Genomic DNA, 21259 nt, shown 5'->3' with positions numbered 1-21259 from the left:
CACCTTGCCGGTTAGAGCGCGCGCTAAGTCAAGGCGTCGGACTCGGATCTGGCCCGCGAATGTTCCAGGAAGTTGAACGTCATCACCACGAGCACCAGGCAGGCCACGGACAGCAGCGCCGGCGCCTGCAGCGAGATCGGGATGATCGCCAGGATGGCCACCGGCATGGCGAGCTGCGGCCCCGACCACTTGCCGAAGATGTGCCAGCGGGCGTAGCAGAACGTCGCGAAGTACAGGGCGCAGCCGCCGAACAGCAGCGCGGTCACGGGGGCGGCGAAGACCTGGCCCGGATGGGAGACGACCTCGGCCATGCCCACCGCCATCGCCATGATCGACCCGATGAAGGCCAGGTGGCCGTAGGAGAAGACGCGCCGGATCAGGTCGGTGCGGATCACGGCCTCGTCCAGGGCCTTGGGCAGCGACTCGGCGGCGAAGATGAAGTACACCCACCACAGCGCGCAGGCCAGCACGAACGTCGCGGCGACCGCGCCGATCGAGCCCACCGCGAGCGGGCGCGACGACGACGCCTGCGCGCCGATGGCCAGGATCGGCTCGCCCATCGCGATGATCAGCAACAGGCCGAACCGCTCGGGTAAGTGATGGGGGTGGAAGTTGACCCGCACCAGGTGGCTGCGGGTCAGCACCGGCGCGGCCAGGTCGATGGCGGCGGCCGCGGCCCAGACCCACACCCGGGCGCCGCTGTCCAGCAGGCCCCCGGCCAGCAGCAGCGGCCCGGTCACGCACACCGAGAGCGTGAACGGGTTGACCAGCTCGAACGGCCGGCCGCGGAAGTACAGGGCGGCCAGCAGCGAGCGCTGGGCGAAGTAGGCGGCGCCGAACATCAGCCCGCGCTCCTCGTAGGCCAGGGGGGTGGCCAGCGCCATGAACAGGCCGCACAGGCTGAGCGCCAGGATGCCCAGCCGGTCGGGGGTGTTGTTGACGTCGCGGGTGTTGGCGTGCACCGCCATGCCCACCCAGGCCCAGTACGTCGGCACCAGCACGACGACGGCCTGCCCCACGCTGCCCCAGCCGTGGCCGTGGTGGAGCAGGTCGGACAGCTGGGTGACGGCGAACACGAAGACCAGGTCGAAGAAGAGCTCGACCCAGGTGACTTGCTTGTCTGCTTTCGGCTTCATCGAGCGGTGTGACTCCTCGTACGTCGTGCGGGTGCTCACGCGGGCAGCAGCGCGGGCTCGGCGCCGGCGGCCAGCCGCCAGCGCACGTCGAAGGCGTAGGCGGCCGAGGCCAGCGTGACGTGGTGGTGCCAGCCGTGGAAGGAACGGCCCTCGTAGTCGAACAGCCCGAAGCCCCCGGCCAGCTCGCCGATGGCGTGGGCGGCCCGCCAGCGGGACTTGGCCAGCGCGACCAGCTCCTGCGCCGGCACGGACATGTTGGTCAGCCAGAACGCGCGCGGCCGCGGCCGGCCGAGCGGCCACTCCACCAGCAGCCTGCGCGAACGCGCCTGGTCGTCGGAGACCGGCAGGAGGACGAACTGCGAACGCAGCGACCGCCCCCGCGGCCCCTCCCACCAGGCCACCGTGCGCCGCTCCATCCCGGCCGCGGCCTGCGCCGCCTCGGCCAGCGCGACGCGGGCCCGCGGGCCGCCCCCGCGCACCACGCTCATCGAGGCCCGGACCCGGTGGCGGGCGTCGACCTCGACGACGTAGTCGAGGCCGCGGTCCTCCAGGCCGCGCAGCAGGTCGGCGACGCCCCGGACGTGCGTGAGGTCGGCCACCAGCGGCGCGACGGGCGTGCCCCAGTCGAGCGTCAGGTCGTCGACCAGGTCGATCACGTGCTCGCCGAAGGGCCGGTGCCGCTCATGGTCGGGCACGTGCGCGCGGGCCCGCCGGTCGTGGTCGGCCTCCCACGACTGCGGCAGGCACAGCCGCCAGTTGACCGGCACGGCCGCCTCGCCGGAGCTCATCAGCACGGCCGCGCCCACCTGGCAGTTGACCGTGCGGCCGAGGCCGCGCACGTACTGGCGCTCGACGCCCGCCGACCAGCGGCCGTGCTTGGCGAAGGCCACCTCCTCCACCAGCCAGGCGGCCGGGGGCGCGCCGGCCGCCAGCACGTCGGCGACGGTGCGGCGGACCGGGCGCGGGTCCCAGCGGCTCTGGTTGACGAACTGCTGCAGCGACTGGCCGTTGTGCGGGCCGCCCACCTCGTCGGCGATGCGCTGGATGGACTTGCGCCCGCCCGCGTGCAGCAGCCCCAGCACGTACGACTCCGCCGCGCTACGCTGGTCGGAGCGCGGCAGCGAACCGAATATCGTACCGAAGAATTCTGCGAACTCTTCCCGCTCGTTCACCGCGAGTTCTCTCATGACCGCCCCTCACCTGCATTAGAGAAGATCCGTAATGGCGAACGCGGTCAGGATCGCAGTTAAGTTTTGGTTCGCACAAGAGAGTAACACCAAGGTGGCAGCGGAGCTGTCCGGGAGTATTAAAGGGAGTACTCCCGGAGGCAGCTGCCGGGTGCTCATGGATAACCCGGTATTACATCACACGCGGCGTCAGTCAGGTGTGCGGGTAATGGACTTGCCGCCCGATGAGTCTGGAGTGCACTCTTGCATCCGCCGGAATCATGTGATCATATGATGCGGGGATCTGCGCCGGTGACTGAGTAAGGCGACACACACTACGGGGGATGACCAGTGCAGTGCAACATCCAGCCCACGGTTGTGATAGCCGAGCGGATCGAGGCCCATAAGGCTGCGATCTTGGCACAGCTGTGCGGCGAAATTGAAGAATCAACTTCCGGGGCCGCTCCGGGCGAGTGCGCGGAGTTGGCGGAGGAGCTCCTCGACCTGATGGTGGCCCGGCTCAAGGCCAGTACGGACCGTTCTTCAGGAGCCCTGGCCGGACCGGTGGACGGCGACCGCGGCGACGCCCGGGAATGGCGGCGAATTTCCCGCGACCTGCACGACCGGGTGGGCCACGAGATCAGCGTGGCGAGCCGGCAGCTGGAGCTCGCCGAAATCGGTCACGCACGTGGTACGGACGGTTTCCCGGTGCATGTGAAGGAGGCGAAGGCCGCCCTGCTGCGAGCCCACCAGGAAATCCGGGACGTCATATCCGACCTGCGCGTTCACGCCCATTGGCCGGGAATGGAGCAAGCGCTCGTGCGGCTCATGACAACCATTGTGGACCCCCGGCTGGAGCATCGAATCACCCTTATCGGCGATGTCGAGGGCCTGCCTCCGGGCATTCGGGACGAGTTATTCCTGATATTACGCGAAGCCATTACCAACAGCATCTCCCACGCGGGCGCCGACCTGCTCGAAGTGTGCGTCAAGATTGTGCACGACCGGATCACAGCAATTGTGCGGGACAATGGCCGGGGTTTCTCGGGGTGGCGCGCGAAACATGGGAACGGCCTGACCTCCATGCGTGAGCGCGGGGTCGCTCTGGGCGGCCTGGTGACCATAGAGAGCACCCCCGGGAAGGGCACCGAGGTCGTCTTCCGTGCCCCTGTCCGGGCTGTCCGGGACGAGCGGCCGAAGGAAACATCGGATGCAAAGAGAAGGCAGCATTGACGTCCTCATCGCCGACGATCACACGATCCTGCGGGAGACGCTCAAGCAGACGCTGGAGCTCGAACCCGACCTTCGTGTCGTCGCCACCGCGGGGGACGCGCGCGCGGCGGTGAAGTCGGCCGAGGCGCTGCGGCCGGACGTCGTGGTGCTCGACGTGGAGATGCCCGGCGACGGCGTCGTGCGCACCACCACCCACATCCACCGGGTCTCGCCCCGGTCCCGCGTCATCGTGCTGAGCATGTACGACGACCCGGTGCTGGTGCAGGAGCTCATCGCCCAGGGCGTGCGCGGCTACCTGCTCAAGAGCGTCGGCCGGGAGGAACTGGTGCAGGCCATCCGCGGCGTCTGCGCGGACGCCGAGCGCGTGGTGCTGTCGGTGTCGCGGGAGAGCCTGATGATGTCCGGCCGGCCGCGCACGGGCAAGCTGTCCGAGCGGGAGCTGAGCGTGCTGTCCCTGGCCGCCCAGGGGCTCAGCAACGCCCAGATCGCCACCCGGCTGATGATCGCCGAAGGCACGGTCAAGCGTCACCTGCGCAACATCTTCACCAAGCTCGACGCCACCTCCCGCCTCGACGCGGTGAACAAGGCCATGGCCGCCTCACTGCTGACGCCCTGACGCCCCCTCCGCCATGGCCGCCTCACTGCCGGCGCTCCGGCGCCTCCTCTCCGGGGACCAGCCAGAGCGTCGCCAGCGGCGGCAGCAGCACCTCGGCGACCGCACCCCCCTCCGGGCACGTGACCGAGCCCAGGTTGCCGAGGTTCCCGCCGCCGTAACAGGCGGCGTCGGTGTTGAGCACCTCGTGCCAGCGCCCGCCGGAGGGAAGCGCCAGCCGGTGCCCGTGCCGCGGCACCGGTGACAGGTTGCTCACGCACACCAGCGGCGCCCCCCACCGGTCCCAGCGCACGAAGGAGTAGACGCTGGAACCGGCGTCGTCGGCGTCGATCCAGGTGAAGCCGCCGGGGGAGCAGTCCAGCCGCCACAGCGCGGGGGTGGCGGCGTAGCGCCGGTTGAGGTCCCTGACCAGGTCGCGCACGCCCTTGTGCCGCGGGTCGCGCAGCAGCGCCCAGTCCAGCTCGCGGTCGTGGGACCACTCGCTGCGCTGCGCGAACTCCTGGCCCATGAACAGCAGCTTCTTGCCCGGATGCGCCCACATGAAGGCCAGGTACGCGCGCAGGTTCGCCAGCCGCTGCCACTCGTCGCCCGGCATCTTCCCGGCCAGCGAGCCCTTGCCGTGCACCAGCTCGTCGTGACTGAGTGGCAGCACGAAGTCCTCCGCGTACGCGTACGTCAGCCCGAACGTCAGCGCGTGATGGTGGTACGGCCGGTGCACCGGGTCGCGCCGCATGTAGCCGAGCGTGTCGTGCATCCAGCCCATGTTCCACTTGAAGTCGAACCCCAGCCCGCCGGCGGACGTCGGCCGGGTCACCCCCTCCCACGCCGTGGACTCCTCGGCGATCGTCAGCACCCCGGGACAGCGCCGGTGGACGGTGTCGTTCAGCTCGCGCAGGAACGCGATCGCCTCCAGGTGCTCCCTGCCGCCGTGCGCGTTGGGCCGCCAGGCACCGTCCGGGCGGGAGTAGTCCAGGTAGAGCATCGAGGCGACGGCGTCCACGCGCAGGGCGTCGACGTGGAACTCCGCGCACCAATACAGGGCGTTGGCGATGAGGAAGTTGCGCACCTGCGGGCGGCCCAGGTCGAAGGTGAGCGTGCCCCAGTCGGGATGCTCGCCGCGCAGCGGGTCGGGGTGCTCGTACAGGGGGCCGCCGTCGAAGCGGGCCAGCGCCCAGTCGTCGCGCGGGAAGTGCGCGGGCACCCAGTCGAGTATCACCCCGATCCCGGCCAGGTGCAGCGCCTCGACCAGGGCGCGGAAGTCGTCCGGGGTGCCGTAGCGGGAGCTCGGCGCGTAGTAGGAGGAGATCTGGTAGCCCCACGAGCCGCCGAAGGGGTGCTCGGCCACCGGCATGAGCTCCACGTGGGTGAAGCCCATGCCGCGCAGGTATCCGGGCAGCTGCTCGGCCAGGTCGCGGTAGGTCAGGCCGCGCCGCCAGGAGCCCAGGTGCAGCTCGTACACGCTCATGGGCGCCTCGCGGGCCGGGCCGTCGCCGCGGGCCGCCAGCCACGCGCCGTCGCGCCAGCGGTGCCGCGAGGTGAACACCACCGACGCGGTGCGCGGCGGGTGCTCGGCCGCCAGGGCCAGCGGGTCGGCCTTGCGCCGGGTACGCCCGTCCGCGCCGGTGATCTCGTACATGTACCGGCAGCCGTCGCCGGCCCCGGGCACGAACAGCTCCCACAGGCCGCCGCCGGGCGCCCGGCGCAGCGCGTGCCCGGCGCCGTCCCAGCCGTTGAGGTCGCCCACCAGCCGCACCTCGCGCGCGCCCGGCGCCCACACGGCGAACGAGACGCCCGCCACGCCGCCCACGGTCCGGGTGCGCCCGCCCAGCGCCCGCCACAGCTCCTCGTGCCTGCCCTCGCCGATGAGGTGCAGGTCCAGCTCGCCCAGCACGGACGGGCCCCCGCCGGTCAGGACGTCCGTCACCGCTCCACCGCCAGGATGTGCGCCGGCTGCCTGGACGGGTCCAGCCGCACGAAGTTGCGCGCCCCCCACTGGTAGACCTCGCCGGTCAGCTCGTCGCGCACCCGGAAGGACGGCCCGAGGTCGGGCAGGTCCAGCGTCACCGTGGCCTGCCGCACGTGGTGCGGGTCGAGGTTGACCACGACGATCACGGTGTCCTCGCCCGCCTGCTTGGCGAAGCAGAGCACGGCGTCGTCGTCGGCGTGCTGGAAACGCAGGTTGCGCAGCAGGCGCAGGGCCGGATGGCGGCGGCGGACCCGGTTCAGCGCGGCCAGGAAAGGCGCCAGCGTGCCGCCGGCCGACCAGTCGCGCGGCCGGTACTGGTACTTCTCCGAGTCCTTGTACTCCTCGCTGCCCGGCGCGGCCGGCTCGTGCTCGCACAGCTCGAATCCGGCGTACACGCCCCAGGTGGGGGAGGCCGTCGCGGCCAGCGCGGCCCGCACCCGGAACGCGGCGGGACCGCCCTCCTGCAGGTAGGCGTGCAGGATGTCCGGCGTGTTGACGAACAGGTTCGGCCGCATGTACGCCGCCGCCTCCCCTGCCAGCTCGCCCAGGTAGCTCTCCAGCTCCGGCTTGGCGTTGCGCCAGGTGAAGTAGGTGTAGGACTGCTGGAAGCCGACCGCGGCCAGCGTGTGCATGATCGCCGGACGGGTGAACGCCTCGGCCAGGAAGACGACGTCCGGGTCGGTGCGGTTGATCTCGGCGATCAGGCGTTCCCAGAAGAACACCGGCTTGGTGTGCGGGTTGTCCACCCGGAAGATCCGCACCCCGTGGCCCATCCAGTGCCGCAGCACCCGCAGCGACTCGGCCAGGATGCCGCCGGGGTCGGCGTCGAAGGAGATCGGGTAGATGTCCTGGTACTTCTTGGGCGGGTTCTCGGCGTAGGCGATGCTGCCGTCGGGCCGGTGCTCGAACCACCGCGGGTGCTCCCGTACCCACGGGTGGTCGGGCGAGCACTGCAACGCGAAGTCCAGCGCCACCTCCAGGCCCAGCTCGGCGGCCCTGGCCACGAAGAAGTCGAAGTCGTCGATCGTGCCCAGGTCGGGGTGGACGGCGTCGTGGCCGCCCGCCGCCGAGCCGATCGCCCACGGCGAGCCGGGGTCGTGCGGCCCGGCGATCGGCGAGTTGCCCGGCCCCTTGCGGTTGGTGCGGCCGATCGGGTGGATCGGCGGCAGGTAGACCACGTCGAAGCCCATCGCCGCGACGGCGGGCAGCCGCTCGGCCGCGGTCCGGAAGGTGCCCGAGCGCGGCGGGTGACAGCCCGTGGGATCCACCACGGCGCCCTCGGAGCGAGGGAAGAACTCGTACCAGGCCCCGTACAGCGCCCGTTCGCGCTCCACCAGCAGCGGCAGCTCCTCCCCGGCCGTCACGTGGTCGCGCAGCGGCCGGCGGGCCAGCGTCCGCAGCACCGGCTCGGCCAGCGCGATCGCCAGCCGCGCCTCGGGGTCCAGCTCGCCGTCGCGCAGCGTCGCGGCGGCCACGCGCAGCAGCCGGGCGTCGGCGGGCGGCACCTCGGGCTGGGCGGCGGCCCTGGTCAGCAGCCGGGCGCCGGCCTCCATCGTGACGGCCACGTCGATCGCGGCGGGGATCTTCACCTCGGCCACGTGCAGCCAGGTCGCCACCGGGTCGCTCCACGCCTCCACCCGGAACGTCCACTCGCCCTCCCGGTGGGCCGACACCTCGGCCGCGTACCGGTCGGAGCCCTCCGACACGGCCGCCATCGGGATCCAGGCGGCCTGCTTGCCGTCGGGGTCGGTGAGCACGACGTTCGCGCCCACCACGCCGTGCCCCTCCCGGAACAGCGTCGCCGACACCTCGAACGGCTCGCCCGGCACCGCGCGCGCGGGGCGGCACCCGCCCGCCACGACGGGCCGGACCCCCACGATGGGCACGCGGCCCGCGGCGATCTCGGAGATCTCGGTCAACACCAGCGTCTCAGTCATGTCTCACGCGTCCTGCAGGTCGGCGATGGTCTCGAACGAGGTGCCGGCGGCGGCCTCGCAGTGCGCCGGCACGGTCAGCCCCGGGTACACCGTCACCCCGGACAGCCGCACGCCGGCCTGAACCGTCACTCCGTTGCCCAGCGCGCTGTAGCCGCTCAGCACGGTCACGCAGTCCACGAACGACTCGACCCTGGCCATCGTCCCCACGTGCGTGTCGGTGAGCCGCGCCCAGGGGCCGATGATCGCGCCGTCCAGGCAGGCCACCCGCTGCAGCCGGCACCCGGTGTGCAGGTCGACGCCGTCGCCGATCGCGGAGTCGGAGACGACCACGCCGGGGCCGATCTCGACGTCCCGGCCGATGTGCACGTTCGGCCCGATCCTGACCAGGCCCGCGCTGATCTTCTCGGCCAGCGTCATGCCCGACGTCGCGTCCCGCTGGCGCAGCGAGGACTCGTGGATGCGCACGTTGCCCGGGTAGGCCCGCAGCATGCCCTTGAGCACGTGCGGGTAGCCGCCGCTCAGCGCGTCGGTCAGCGTGCCGAGATAGTCGCGCAGGTTACCCAGGTCGCCCAGCTTGGCGATGGGCGCGATGCCGACCCGGTGCCCGGCCTCCACCAGCCACGGGAGCAGGTCGTGCCCCCAGTCGAGCCGGTGGCGGGCCAGCTCGGCCAGCGACGGCTCCCCGGCCAGTTTCCGCAGCCGCCCGCAGTCGACCAGGTAGAGCCCGGCGTTGACGGGCACCCGGGCCGGGTCGGCGGCCAGGGCGTGCACCTCGGCCAGCGGTGGTTTCTCCACGAAACGCCGGATCTGCCCGGAGGCGTCCGTGACCATCGTGCCGTACTTGCCCGCGACCTCCTCGGCCGGCCGCTCGACCACGGCCACGGTGACCACCGCGTCGCTGTCGCGGTGGCGGCGGACCAGCTCGTCCAGGTCGAACTCGAACAGCGAGTCGGTCGGGAACACCAGCGCCAGGCCGTCGAGCTGCCAGTAGTCCAGGCTGCTCAGCGTCGCCTCGCCGGAACCGGTGTTGGTCCAGTCCATCCGGGGCCGTGAGTAGCGCACGCGCACGCCCAGTCCCTCGCCGTGGCCGAGCACGTCCTTGGCCTGGTAGCGGTTCTCCCGGCCGTTGGCGATCAGGTAGAAGTCGCTGACCCCCTGGTCGCGCAGGGCCATGATCTGCCATTCGATGACCGGCCGTCCGGCGAAGCAGACCGTGGCCTTGCTCCGCAGGTGGCCGGGGGCCTCCAGGGTGAGCGGCCGGGCCCTGAGACCCTGTCCGCCCGCCAATGCGATTCCGGCGATCTCGTTCATTGTCCGTACTTCCCCGTGGGTGTCCTACGTAGAGCGATCATGGTGATGTCGTCGAACTGCTCGGCGGACCCGATGTGCGCGCTGATCTCCCGTTCGAGCCTGTCCAGCAGGTCCTCCGCGCCGGCGGCGGGCTGCGAGACGAGGGTCAGCATGAGCTCCTCGCTGAAGAAGCGGCCGGATTCGTCCCTGGCCTCGGGCACGCCGTCGGTGTAGGCGAACAGCAGGTCCCCCTGGTCCAGGTGGGCCCTGCCGACCTCGAAGACGGAGTCGGGCACCAGCCCCAGCGCCGGCCCGGTGGGACGCAGCAGGGTGTGGCCGCCGCCCGCGTGGCGGATGATGGGCGGGTTGTGCCCGCAGTTGATGTAGACCAGCGCGCCGGTGACCGGGTCGAGCACGCCGAAGAACAGCGTGGCGAAGTAGCCCTGGCGCAGGTGGTTGGCGGTCAGGTAGTCGTTGGTCGCGATCACCGCGCGCAGCAGCGGCGTGGTGTCGTCCTGGACGGCGGCGGCCGGGCCGGTCTCCACGTGGGCGGCCGTGTGCCGCAGCAGGGTCCTGATCAGGGCCATGAACAGGGCGGCGCCGACGCCCTTGTCGCACACGTCGGCCACCACCAGCCCGATCCGCGAGCCGCCCAGCAGCTCCAGGGCGTCGTAGAAGTCCCCCGCGACCTCCCTGGCCGGCTGGAACCGGACGGTCAGCTGCCAGCCGGCGCGGGCGGGCAGCGCGTCGGGCAGGAATCCCGCCTGGATCTCCCGCCCGATCTGCAGCTCGCGCTCGTACTTCAGCAGCGCCTCACCCTCGGCGCCCGGGAAGCGGCCGAACACCTGGCCCGCCCGCAGCCTGCGGTGCAGCAGCTCCGGCACGAACGGCGGGACGATGTAGTCCAGCCCGGCCAGCACGTGCGGTGCGAGCTGACGCAGGTCGCCGTCGGTGAACGCGACCACGACGGGCGGCCGCGCGCCGGCCTGGACGACCCGCGTCACCTCGCGCACGACCTCCACGTCGAGGCTCGCGTTCACCAGCAGCAGACCGGTGGGCGGAGGCGCCTCGGCCAGCAGTTGCTCGGGGGTGCGCCTGGCCACGGGAGCGCCGTCGGCGGCCAGCAGCAGGCACAGCTCTTCCGCTGCTGGTGATGGGCCACTGACGACGAGGGTCACCTCCGCATCCATCGGCACCTCCTAGACGCGGTTCATGATGATGGTCGTCTGGTTACGACCCGAGCTGTACTCGTAGCGGACCTGGTCGGCGACCGTACGGGCCAGGTAGACGCCCAGCCCGCCCGGCCGGCGCTCGCCCAGCGGCCGGTCCAGGTCGGGAACGGCCTCGTAGGCGGTCGGGTCGAACGGCGGCGCCGAGTCGGTCAGGCGCAGCCACACCCGGCCCGGCTCCACCCCGCCCGTCACCTCCAGCTCGCCCGGCCGGTCGCGGTGGCCGTGGGTGATGATGTTGACGATCAGCTCCTCGGCGGCCAGCCGCAGCCAGTGGGCGCGCGTGCGGGTCAGCCCGCCGAGCGCGCTCAGCGTCTGCACGTAGGCCATCAGCTCCTCCAGCGACTCGGGCTCGGCGGGCAGCCTGAGCCGCTCCATCGCCTGCCTACTCGGGGATCGCATCGCTGAAGTCCACGCTGTGGTGGAAACCGACCAGCCGGATGGTCTGCTCGATGGCGTCGTTGGCGCCGACCAGCACGATGCGCACGTCGTCGGCCAGCTTCTGCCGGGCGAACACCAGCCCGCGCAGCCCCGCCGAGGACATGTAGCTGAGCTGCGACATCTCCAGCACCAGCAGCTCGGCCGCGGCCTCGGCCGCGCGCTCCACCTCCCTCCTGAAGGTCTCGGCGGTCAGGGCGTCCAGCTCGCCCTCCAGCGTGATCAGTGCGGTGCTGCCGTCGTGGGTCAGGATCGCGTTGAACGACATGGGATCTCCTCCATGGGATTTCACGGATGGGCGCGGCCGACCAGCGCGACCGCGGCCCGCGGGCCGACGACGATCCGCCGCTGGTCGGCCAGCGGCGGCTCCTGGCCCGGTGAGTGGACGTCGCCGGGGGCGGCGGCCGCGGTGTCGGCGAACAGGTGCCACACCGCGCCGCCCGGCAGCGCGGGCAGCTCCAGCTCCCGCGCCTGCCAGTGGGTGTTGGCGGCCAGGTACAGGTGCTCCTCGCCGCCGCCGGCCGCCGGGCCGCTGCGCAGCATCGCCACCAGCGTGCCGTCCGGCGACCAGTCCGGCTCGCCGGCCCGCTCGCCGTGCCAGGACACCTGCGGCAGGCCGCCGGCGCCCTCGTCGCCGCACGGGTGGCGGCGGTCGCGCACCATCGGGTGCGCGGCGCGGAAGGCGACGCACTCGCGCACGAACCGCAGCAGGTCGCCGTTGCGCTCGGTCAGGCCCCAGTCGAACCACGACAGCGGGCCGTCGTGGCAGTAGGCGTTGTTGTTGCCCTGCTGGGTGCGGCCGACCTCGTCGCCGGCCAGGATCATCGGGATGCCCTGGCTGAGCAGCAGCAACAGCAGCGCGTTCCTGGCCTGCCGCCCGCGCAGCGCCAGCACCTCGGCGTCCTGGGTGGGGCCCTCGGCGCCGCAGTTCCAGCTCTGGTTGTCGTCGTTGCCGTCGCGGTTGTCCTCGCCGTTGGCCTCGTTGTGCTTGCCGTTGTAGGCGAACAGGTCCGCCAGCGTGAAGCCGTCGTGGCAGGTGACGAAGTTGACCGAGGCGAGCGTGCCGCGGGAGGCGTACAGGTCGGGCGAGCCGACCAGCCGGGTGGCCAGCTCGCCGGCCGAGCCGGGGTCGGCCTTCAGGAAGCGGCGCAGCGCGTCGCGGTAGCGGCCGTTCCACTCCGACCAGCGCTGGTAGCCAGGGAAGGAGCCCACCTGGTACAGGCCGCCGGCGTCCCACGCCTCGGCGATCAGCAGGCAGTCGCGCAGCAGCGGGTCGTGGGCCAGCGTCTCGATCAGCGGCGGGTTGGCCAGCGGCGCGCCGTCCTGGCCGCGGTCCAGGATCGCGGCCAGGTCGAAGCGGAAGCCGTCGATGTGGTACTCGCCGGCCCAGTAGCGCAGGCAGTCGAGCACGTAATCGCGCACCACCGGGTGGTTGCAGTTGAAGGTGTTCCCGGTGCCGCTGAAGTTGTAGTAGTAGCCCTCCGGCGTGAGCATGTAGTAGGTGGCGTTGTCCAGGCCGCGGAAGTGGATGGTCGGGCCGTTCTCGTTGCCCTCGGCCGTGTGGTTGAAGACCACGTCCAGCACCACCGCGATCCCGGCCCGGTGCAGCTCCTTGACCAGGTTCTTGAACTCGTCGGACTGCATGCCGTACCGGCCGGTGGCCGCGTAGCCGGCCTTGGGCGCGAAGAAGCCGAGCGTCGAGTAGCCCCAGTAGTTGTACAGGCGCTCACCGGTGACCGGGTTGACGCGGCTCATGTCGAACTCGTCAAACTCGAAGACCGGCATCAGCTCCACGCAGTTGACGCCGAGCGCCTTCAGGTAGGGGATCTTCTCGATCAGCCCCGCGTACGTGCCCGGCGCCGACACCCCCGAGGACGGGTCCGCCGTGAAGCCGCGCACGTGCAGCTCGTAGACGACCAGGTCCTCCGGCGCGACGCGCAGCGGCCGGTCCTCCTCCCAGTCGAAGTCGTCGGAGACCAGCACCGACCGGTAGGGGTAGGGGTCGTCCCAGTCCACCTCGGCGCCCCACACGTCCCGGCCGGACATGACCCTGGCGTACGGGTCGGCCAGGATCTTGGCCGGGTCGAACCGGTCGCCGGGGGCCGGCGTCTCCGGGCCGGTGACGCGGTAGCCGTACTCGACGCCCTCGTGGTCCAGGCCGAACACGGTCATGGCCCACACGCCGCCGATCCGGTACTCGCCGGGGAAGGGCAGCTCGGCGAACGGCTCCCGCTCGCCGCGCCGGAACAGCACCAGCGAGACCGCGCTCGCGCCGCTGGAGTAGACCGAGAAGTTCACCCCGCCGGGCACCAGCGTGGCGCCGAACGGCATCGGATGGCCCGCCCGCACCCCGAACCCGGCCAGCTCGGCCGTCGGGAAGGAGTCGATCCGGCCCGGCACGCCCTGCGTCTCCACACTCATGTGGCCTCCTCCCTCGGCTCGGCGACCCGGACGATCTCCAGCGCGTCCGCCACGCAGTCGGCGACGACGAAGAAGCGCAGGAACCCGGTCGCCGCCATCACCCCGCGCAGCTCGGCCGACAGGCCCACCAGGGCGATGAAGCTGTCCATGGTCCGCGCCCGCCGGTAGACCAGCAGCATCGTGCGCAGGCCCGCGCTGGACAGGTAGCTGACGCCGGTCAGGTCGAGCAGCACCGGGCGGCTGTCCGGCAGCAGCGACAGGATGCGCTCCTGCGCGGCCGGGGCCGACCTGCTGTCGAGCTGGCCGGTGAGCCCGATCACGGTGACCGGGCCGACGGTGTCCGTCGTGATCTCCATGGCCGGCACGCTCACTCCTGCACCGGGGTCAGCGTCACCTTGACGCGCAGCGCCTCGGCCGAGACCGGCAGCTCCACGGTCATCGCCACCGGGTCCAGCACCTCGTACGGCTTGCCGTCCACCTCGGCCTCGGTGAGCAGCACCCGTCCGGCCGGCAGCAGGTCGGGCGCGACGCGCAGGATGCGCTCGGCGTCCGGGCCCGGCTTGAAGTGCAGGGTGAGCGGCTGCCGGGTGACCAGCAGCCGCGTGTAGACGGTCGCCAGATAGCACAGCTCGGAGGAGTGGTACATGCTCATCGAGTGGCTGCCCTTGAACCGCTCGGTCCCGAGCAGGTACGGCAGGCCGTTGGCCAGCACGTTGAAGTAGACCGCGCCCTCGTCGTGGTCCAGGAAGAAGGCGTTGTAGAAGCCCGCCGCCTGGCGCGCCTGCTCCAGGTGGTCCTCGCCGCCCAGCTCGCCGGCGACGATCAGGTACGCCAGGATCGCCTGCTCCTGCTGCCACCACGCCTTGCGGTCGTGCCAGGCGAAGCGGTGCCACCGCTGGCCCTCGGCCCGGTGCCGCTCGACGACGTCGTACCAGCCGCCGCGCTGCTGGTCGCTGCCGACCGCCGGCATGGTGCGGGCCAGGTGCTCGGCCAGGTCCCGGTAGGCGTCCTTGGGGCGGGCGCCGTGCATGCGCATGAGGTTCCAGGCGATCTTCAGGTTGTGCCCGACGACCGCGCGGTCCTGCTGCCAGCCGTGCGTCAGGTCGTGGCTCCAGTCGTCGTGGAACCGCTCGTTGACGAACGGGCTCGACGGCTCGGGGAAGTGCTCGACGATCGTGTCGAAGGTGCGCTCCAGCATCTCCAGGTGGCGCTCGTCGCCGGTGGCCAGGTAGTAGTTGATCAGGTAGGCCGGGGCGTGGTCGCCGATGGAGTTCCAGTTCTTGCGCGACTGGTTCGGCCCGAGCGAGTCGTGGTGCGGGCTGAGCAGGATCGGGTCGACGTGCGAGTAGTAGCCGCCGCGCCGGTGGTCGCGGAAGAACTTCTCGAACAGCCGCAGCGTGGCGTCGACGTCGGAGGCGATGCGCTTGTCGCCGGTGACCCGGTAGGTCTGCGTCGGGCCGGCCAGGGCGTAGATCTGCTCGTACATCGGGATGGCGTCGTAGTCGTCGCCGAACTCCGAGGTGAACAGCTTCTTCTCGTGCTCGCCGTCCACCTTGATGCCGTGGTACCAGTACACGACGTCGTTCTCGGGGTCCACGAAGCGCATGTGCTCGCGCAGGTAGCGGGTGCCGCGCTCGGCGACCTCCAGGTAGGCGTCGTCGCCGGTCAGCAGGTACGCCGAGGCCATGCCGTACACCAGGCGCGAGATCGTGTCGGTCTCCTGCACGTGGCTGGCGGTCTTGTCGCCGCCCAGGCGCAGGATCGTCCGGTAGTCGCGGAAGTCGACCGGCCCCTGCCCGAACTGGGCGCGGCGGTAGAACGCGGCGATCTCGTCGAGCTGGTTGATCCACCAGTCGGGCTGCTCGAACCGGTACTCGCCGGAGCCGCGGCCCAGGAAGATCAGCCGCTTGGCCGAGAAGACCGGCTCCCCGCCCTCGGGGTAGAAGATCCCGTAGACGAACAGGTGGCGGCCCGGCGTCAGCATGTCGCGCACGTGGTCGCCCGCGTCCACGTACGGCTCGCCCAGGTTGCGCAGCAGCTCGGCCGAGACCTCGCCGTCCAGGCGCACCTCGACCGTACGGCCGTCGATGGTCGCCAGCCGGAAGGAGCCGGAGCCGGCGTCGAACCGTTCGACCCGCCCGGCCACGGTGTCCATGAAGGTGAAGTTCATCGTTGCTCCTACAGCGTCTCGGCGAGCTGGCCGATGATGGTGTGGGCGAACAGATGGCAGTGGTACACGCTGCGCCCGGTGATGAGGTTGCCGTCGATGACCACGTCCTGGTCCACGTACTCGGCGCCCATGTTGCGCACGTCGCCCACGAGGTTGTTGTGCGCGACGACCTTGCGCCCGCGCATCGTCTCGGGGGCGGCGGCCATCAGCCACAGGCCGTGGCAGATCACGCCCGTGATGATCGACGGCTCCTCCAGCGCCCGCCGCACGAACGCGGTGGCCGGCGCCAGCCGGTTGACGTCGTCGGTGTAGCGCAGCCGGTCCGAGACGATCCCCGAGGGCACGATCACCGCGGCGTAGGAGCGCAGCTCACGGTCGCTGATGCCCTCGAACCCACGGTCCACGGTGAACGGCACCCGCCACTCGTGACCGGTGAAGGTGATCGACTGCTGCCCCCACAGGCGGGTCATGAAGTGCACCTCGGCGCCGGCCTCGGCGAAGCGCCGCTCGTAGTAGAAGATCTCCGGCTCGACGTAGTCGCTCTCCATCAGGACAGCGATCTTGCGGCCGTTCAGCGCCGCGCCGGCCCGTGGCTCGATGCCGCTCACAATGGCCTCCCCGGTTCGGTGACGAGGTCGATGAGGAAGGGGCCGTCGTGGCCGAGCAGCCGCTCGACGGCCTCCTCGATCTGGTCGGCCTTCTCCACCCGCAGCCCGTCCACGCCGCAGCCCCTGGCCAGGTCGGTGAACTGGAGGTCGGGATAGGAGAGGTCGAACGAGCGAGGAAAACGGTGACCGGGGATGCCCCGGCCGCGCCAGTACTCCTCGATGTTGTTGTCCAGCAGCCGGTAGCTGTGGTTGTTGCAGATCACGAACTTGGCGGCGATGTCGTACCGCACGGCGGTGGCCAGCGCCTGGAAGGTGTACATGCTGCCGCCGTCGCCGGTGAAGCCGATCACCGTGCGGTCCGGACGGGCGAGCTTGGCGCCGATCGCCCCCGGGATGCCCACGCCGAGCGAGCCGCCGCGGGTCAGGAACCAGCTGCCCGGCCCGCGCGGCGGGAAGTAGGAGCCGATCACGCCGGACGCGGTCAGCCCCTCGTCGAAGACGATCACGTCCTCGGGGGCCCGCGCCGCCAGCTCGCGCATGAACGCGTTGAGTATCGAGTCCTCGGCCGGCGCCGGGCCGACCCGCTGCTGCTGCGCCGCCGTCCGCCGGGCCAGCCGGGCCGCCGCCGCCCGCTGGTCGGCCTTGCTCAGCGTGCCCTCCAGCTCCGCCGACAGCGCCGCCAGCGTGAGCCGGGGGTCGGCCACCAGGCCCAGCGTGACCGGGTGGTTCTTGGCGATCTCGTACGAGTCCAGGTCGACGTGCACGATCCGCGCGTCCTTGCCGAACGGGCTGCTCAGCGACGGGAACACCTCGGGGAACAGGTACGTGCCCACCACCAGCACCGCGTCGGCGTCCTTGACCGCGTCCGCGCTGACCTGGCCGAACATGTGGCCGAGCTGGCCGCGGAAGAGCGGGTGCCGGCCGTCCATGTTCGCCTCGGAGAACTCCACGCCCCACACGTCCGCGCCGAGCTGCTCGGCCACCCGGGTCAGCTCCGCCTGCGCGCCGGAGACCGACACGCCGTCGCCGGCCAGGATGATCGGGGACCGGGCGCCGGACAGCAGCCCGGCGGCCCGGCGGACCAGCTCCGGGGCGGGCAGCGCGGCCGAGTGCGGCACCACCGACGGCTGGACCGGCTCGTGGTTGGGCTGGTCCAGCACGTCGAGCGGGAGCGCCACGAACACCGGGCCGCGCGGCGGCGTCATCGCCATCTTGACCGCCCGGCGCAGCACCCGCAGCACCGAGCCCGGGTCGATCACGCGCATGGCGTGCTTGGTGACGGGCCGGGCCATGGCCACGAGATCGGCGGCCATCTGGGCGTCCATCGCGTCGTAGCCGACCCCGGCCTCACCGGCGACGACCACCAGCGGGGAGTGCCCCCGCTTGGCCTGGTACAGCATGCCGATCGCGTTGCCCAGCCCCACGCCGCTGTGGAGCTGCAGCAGCGCGGGGCCGCCCGTGGCGCGGGCGTAGCCGTCGGCGATGCCGGCCGCCACCGTCTCCTGCAGGGTGAGGATGTAGTGGAAGTCCTCGAAGCCCTCCAGCGCGTCCAGGAAGCCCTGCTCGACCGTCCCCGGGTTGCCGAACATGTACGTGATGCCGTCGCTGAGGAACTGCTCGATGATCGCGGTGTTGCCGTCCCTGGCCATGGCCCGCCATCACCAGCCGAAGCGGCGCAGGCCGCCCTCGAGCACTTCGACGATCTTCTGCCCGGTCAGGAACGAGTCGGGCGTGGAGCGTCCGGTGACGAACGGGAAGTCCACGATGACCGAGGTCTCCCTGCCGAAGTTGCCGATGTAGCGGCCCTGCGGCCCGGTGGCGTCCCGCAGGATGTACTCCAGCGGGTACGGCGGCGGCCCCATGTTGAAGTCGGGCACGCCGAGGAACCCGGTGCCGTCCTTGTAGTCGTACTCCTTGCAGTGGCCGGTGACGTGCTTGCCCCAGATGATGCTCTTGCGGTCCTCCCAGTCGCGGGCGAAGGCCAGGCAGGCCACGCCGTAGCACTCGGCGGCCACCGGCTTGCCCGCCCGCACGAACGCGAGCACGATCTCGTGCACCCGCTCGTTGTTGGCCAGGTCCACGATCGGCCCGCTGCCGCCCACGATCAGCACCGCGTCGTAGGGCACCAGCTCGGCCTCCAGCTTGGCCACCGCCCGGTGGTAGGACTCCAGCCGGCGCAGGTAGTCGGGGCTGCTGGTGTAGGGGCGCTCGGGCGCCCAGGCCGACAGGTTGAGCGGGTTGGCCAGGCGGCCGGACTCGTCCAGGTCGCGGGTCAGCTTGGCCACCTCGGGCGTGGTGACCGAGCGGCCGAGCGGCGGGTCGACGTAGTCGGGGTCCATGCTGGGCGGCAGGGCGTGCGGCTGCTTGCCGGTCGGCGTGGCGAACACGACGTCGTAGCCGCGCTCGTCGAAGGCCGACAGCGGGCCGACGAGCTCCTCCCCCCAGTAGCCGAACTCCGAGAGGATCACGAGAACGCGCTTGGTCATGCCGACTCCCCGGGGATGATCCAGTTTTCCTTGCAGGTCATGGAGAACACGTGGGCCGGGTCGGCGATCGCCTCCAGCTCCGGCTTGACCCGGCGGGCGTGATGGGCCGAGGCCAGCGCGGCGCGCAGCGCGTCCACGTCGTCGAACCAGAGCTGGTCCACGGCGTCGAAGCCGGCCTCGCCGAAGGTGTACGCGCCGTCCACGGTGTGGCAGTGCAGGTGCCTGCGCAGGCCCGGCAGCCCGGCCACCGCGGCGGCGTAGGACTCCAGGGACTGCTTGCGGTAGGTGTCCAGCGGCATGCCGGGCCGCCGCTTGATCAGCGTGGTGACCTTCACCCAGCTGTCCGGCCGCGGCTTGGGGCCGGGCACCAGCTCGTGGGCGACGGTGTCCACCACGATCGTCGACCAGAACGCCGCCCAGTTGGGCTCGTCCAGCCGGGCGCCCTGGAGGAACTCCTCGCTCTGCAGCGAGGCGAGCTGCTCCTCGGCGCTGGCCAGCCAGATCTCGGCGATGCCCTGGTGCGGCAGCGGCGGCCGGCCCACGTCGCCGTCGAAGGGGATGCGGGTGTCGACCAGGTACTGCCTGATCTGCTTGATCTTGCTCGCGTACTTCACCGCGTGCACGTCGACCCAGTAGTCCTGGAACTGCTGGGCGGTGAAGCCGGGCTTGGGGGCGCCGAAGATGAACTGGTGGATCATCGCGTGGCCTCCTGTCGGGCCGGGAGGAAGTCCGCCGCGACGAACTCGGCCGCGCGCTCGCCGATCATCACGGTGGTGGTGTGGGGGTTGGCCGAGACGATCGTCGGCATGATCGAGGCGTCGGCGACGCGCAGCCCCTCGACGCCGCGCACCCGCAGCCGGGTGTCCACCACGGCGAGGCTGTCGGAGCCCATCTTGCAGGAGCCGGCGAAGTGGTAGTACGAGCCGACGTTCTCCACCACCCAGGCGCTGAGCTGCTCCCGGGTGCGCACGTCCGGGCCGGGCGCGACCTCGGTCAGCCCCCAGTCGCGCCGGAAGGCGGAGCTGGCGTAGATGTCGCGGGCGATCTGCACCATCGTCACCGTGCGCTCCAGGTCCGAGCGTTCGGCGAAGTAGTTCGCGCTGACCCGCGGGTAGGCCGTCGGGTCGGTGCCGGCCAGCCGGACGCTGCCCCGTGACAGCGGGCGGACCAGCCCCGGCAGGGTGAGCACGATCTTCGGGTCGACCAGCTCGCGCACCGGCGTGAGCGGCTGCCCGGTCTCCACCCGCTTGATGACGTTGGCGAAGAACTGGTCGCCGAACGGCGCCCGGTGCACCAGGCAGATCTCCATGTCGGGCACCGGCAGCCCCGGCTCCGACCCCCAGAACAGGCCGACCTCGGTGACCTGGCCGCGCGGGTCGGGCGCGGCCTCCTCCATGTACCCGATCGGGCCGATGACCAGCGGGTGGTCGTGGAAGTTGGCGCCCACGCCGGGCAGGTCGGCGACCACCGGGATGCCGAGCGCGGCCAGCGCGCCGGCCTCGCCGATGCCGGACAGCTGCAGCAGCTTGGGCGACTGGATCGCGCCCGCGCTGACGATCACCTCATGCGCGGCCCTGACGGTCCGCAGCTCGCCGTCCTTGAGGTACTCCACGCCCACGCAGCGCTCGCCCTCGAACAGCAGCCGGGTGGCCAGCGCGCCCACCTCGACGCTCAGCCGCTCCAGCGCCGGCTCCAGGTAGGAGGCGCGCACCCCGCAGCGGGTGCCCTTGTCGACGTCGATGTCGACGTGGTGCCAGCTGACGCCGAAGCTGTCGGCGTTGAAGTCCTCGACCTGCGGGTAACCCAGCTCCACGCAGGCGTCCACGAACGTCTGGGAGACCGGGTTGCCCATGTCCCGGGCGTTGACGATCTTGATGGGGCCGTCGTGGCCCGCCGTGGGGTTGGTCGCGTCCCGCTGCCCCTCCAGGCGCTGGAAGTAGGGCAGGACGTCGGCGTAGGACCAGCCGGGGCAGCCGTCGTAGGCCCAGGCGTCGAAGTCCGCAGGACGGCCGCGCGTGTGGATCATGTGGTAGACGTTCGAGGTCCCGCCCAGGCCGCGGCCCGCCGCCGAGTAGACCTGGCGCCCGCCGAGCCCCGGCTGCGGCTCGCTCATGTACGCCCAGTCCAGCTCGGTCAGCAGCACCTCGTTCCACCGGCTCGGGTCCTCGACCGCGTCCGTGACCTTCGTGTCGCCCGCCTCCAGGACCAGCACGCTGGCCCCGGGCAGCTCGCTCAGCCGGGCGGCGATGACCGATCCGGCCGTGCCGCCGCCGACGACGACGAAGTCGAAGCTCTGTGTCATCTCAGCTCACCTCCGCGCCGATGCGGCGACCAGGTCGGCGGCCTTCTCGGCGATCATGATCGTGGCCGCGTTGGTGTTGCCCCGGGTGATGACCGGCATGACCGAGGCGTCGGCCACGCGCAGCCCGTCCACGCCGCGCACCCGCAGGTCGGGCGCGACGACCGCCTCGTCGTCGCGGCCCATCCGGCAGGTGCCGGCCGGGTGCCACACGGTCGAGGCGCTGGCCCGCACGTACTCGGCCAGGGCGGCCGGGCTCGTCACGCC

The 21259-nt window shown here is 71.5% G+C and carries 19 protein-coding genes; 2 read left to right on the top strand and 17 right to left on the bottom strand.

The genetic code is table 11. From position 1 onward, the window contains the following. Positions 1–23: 23 nt before the first annotated feature. On the bottom strand, positions 24–1136 hold the full coding sequence (locus AB0J71_RS45245) for a low temperature requirement protein A (protein ID WP_352329475.1): 1113 nt from the start codon (positions 1134–1136) through the stop codon (positions 24–26). 35 nt (positions 1137–1171) lie between these two features. Continuing rightward, entirely contained in the window at positions 1172–2323 is a 1152-nt protein-coding gene (locus AB0J71_RS45240; protein ID WP_352329473.1) for an IS701 family transposase, read from the bottom strand. A 330-nt stretch (positions 2324–2653) separates the two neighbouring features. Between AB0J71_RS45240 and AB0J71_RS45235 the strand changes: the two genes are divergently transcribed. Further along, positions 2654–3535 carry a histidine kinase gene (locus AB0J71_RS45235; RefSeq protein WP_352329472.1) on the top strand — a complete coding sequence of 294 codons (882 nt, stop codon included), beginning with the start codon at positions 2654–2656 and terminating at the stop codon, positions 3533–3535. Further along, positions 3513–4151 (top strand): response regulator transcription factor, encoded by a 639-nt coding sequence (locus AB0J71_RS45230; RefSeq protein ID WP_352329471.1) that lies wholly within the window; start codon positions 3513–3515, stop codon positions 4149–4151. Before AB0J71_RS45235 ends, AB0J71_RS45230 begins: the two co-directional genes overlap by 23 nt. A 22-nt stretch (positions 4152–4173) precedes the next feature. Here AB0J71_RS45230 and glgB read toward each other — a convergent pair whose 3' ends face one another. The 15 genes from glgB to AB0J71_RS45155 all read right to left on the bottom strand — a co-directional run. After that, positions 4174–6072 carry a 1,4-alpha-glucan branching protein GlgB gene (glgB, locus tag AB0J71_RS45225; protein ID WP_364391835.1) on the bottom strand — a complete coding sequence of 633 codons (1899 nt, stop codon included), beginning with the start codon at positions 6070–6072 and terminating at the stop codon, positions 4174–4176. Then, entirely contained in the window at positions 6069–8051 is a 1983-nt protein-coding gene (locus AB0J71_RS45220; RefSeq protein WP_352329008.1) for an alpha-1,4-glucan--maltose-1-phosphate maltosyltransferase, read from the bottom strand. Before AB0J71_RS45220 ends, glgB begins: the two co-directional genes overlap by 4 nt. 3 nt (positions 8052–8054) lie before the next feature. Further along, a complete protein-coding gene (locus AB0J71_RS45215) occupies positions 8055–9362 on the bottom strand; it encodes an NDP-sugar synthase (RefSeq protein WP_352329007.1) in 1308 nt (435 codons plus the stop codon). Then, positions 9359–10531 (bottom strand): PP2C family protein-serine/threonine phosphatase, encoded by a 1173-nt coding sequence (locus AB0J71_RS45210; RefSeq protein ID WP_352329005.1) that lies wholly within the window; start codon positions 10529–10531, stop codon positions 9359–9361. Before AB0J71_RS45210 ends, AB0J71_RS45215 begins: the two co-directional genes overlap by 4 nt. A gap of 9 nt (positions 10532–10540) precedes the next feature. Continuing rightward, positions 10541–10972, bottom strand: a complete 432-nt coding sequence (locus tag AB0J71_RS45205; protein WP_352329003.1) for an ATP-binding protein — start codon at positions 10970–10972, stop codon at positions 10541–10543. Continuing rightward, complete coding sequence (locus AB0J71_RS45200; protein ID WP_352329001.1) at positions 10956–11276, bottom strand: anti-sigma factor antagonist; 321 nt, start codon at positions 11274–11276, stop codon at positions 10956–10958. Before AB0J71_RS45200 ends, AB0J71_RS45205 begins: the two co-directional genes overlap by 17 nt. A gap of 20 nt (positions 11277–11296) precedes the next feature. Next, positions 11297–13429 carry a glycogen debranching protein GlgX gene (gene glgX / locus AB0J71_RS45195; RefSeq protein WP_364420364.1) on the bottom strand — a complete coding sequence of 711 codons (2133 nt, stop codon included), beginning with the start codon at positions 13427–13429 and terminating at the stop codon, positions 11297–11299. After that, a complete protein-coding gene (locus tag AB0J71_RS45190; RefSeq protein WP_352327037.1) occupies positions 13426–13785 on the bottom strand; it encodes an STAS domain-containing protein in 360 nt (119 codons plus the stop codon). The genes glgX and AB0J71_RS45190 overlap by 4 nt, the downstream gene beginning before the upstream one ends. Before the next feature lie 11 nt (positions 13786–13796). Then, positions 13797–15599 carry an AGE family epimerase/isomerase gene (locus tag AB0J71_RS45185; RefSeq protein WP_352327036.1) on the bottom strand — a complete coding sequence of 601 codons (1803 nt, stop codon included), beginning with the start codon at positions 15597–15599 and terminating at the stop codon, positions 13797–13799. Between the two features lie 8 nt (positions 15600–15607). After that, positions 15608–16207, bottom strand: a complete 600-nt coding sequence (locus AB0J71_RS45180) for a DJ-1/PfpI family protein (RefSeq protein WP_352327035.1) — start codon at positions 16205–16207, stop codon at positions 15608–15610. Further along, positions 16204–17856, bottom strand: a complete 1653-nt coding sequence (locus AB0J71_RS45175) for a thiamine pyrophosphate-binding protein (protein ID WP_364420362.1) — start codon at positions 17854–17856, stop codon at positions 16204–16206. The genes AB0J71_RS45180 and AB0J71_RS45175 overlap by 4 nt, the downstream gene beginning before the upstream one ends. A gap of 9 nt (positions 17857–17865) precedes the next feature. Beyond that, complete coding sequence (locus tag AB0J71_RS45170; protein WP_358297542.1) at positions 17866–18693, bottom strand: type 1 glutamine amidotransferase domain-containing protein; 828 nt, start codon at positions 18691–18693, stop codon at positions 17866–17868. After that, complete coding sequence (locus AB0J71_RS45165) at positions 18690–19391, bottom strand: EthD domain-containing protein (RefSeq protein WP_352327032.1); 702 nt, start codon at positions 19389–19391, stop codon at positions 18690–18692. Before AB0J71_RS45165 ends, AB0J71_RS45170 begins: the two co-directional genes overlap by 4 nt. Then, positions 19388–20995 carry a GMC family oxidoreductase N-terminal domain-containing protein gene (locus AB0J71_RS45160; RefSeq protein ID WP_364420359.1) on the bottom strand — a complete coding sequence of 536 codons (1608 nt, stop codon included), beginning with the start codon at positions 20993–20995 and terminating at the stop codon, positions 19388–19390. Before AB0J71_RS45160 ends, AB0J71_RS45165 begins: the two co-directional genes overlap by 4 nt. 6 nt (positions 20996–21001) lie before the next feature. Further along, positions 21002–21259 (bottom strand): GMC oxidoreductase (locus AB0J71_RS45155; protein ID WP_364420357.1); only part of this gene is annotated, 258 nt, incomplete at its 5' end.

It is taken from the genome of Nonomuraea sp. NPDC049637, from assembly GCF_040675235.1.
GTDB lineage: Bacteria > Actinomycetota > Actinomycetes > Streptosporangiales > Streptosporangiaceae > Nonomuraea.
The sequence above is the reverse complement of the archived record's forward strand: the minus strand, read 5'-3'. Positions and strand labels throughout refer to the sequence as shown.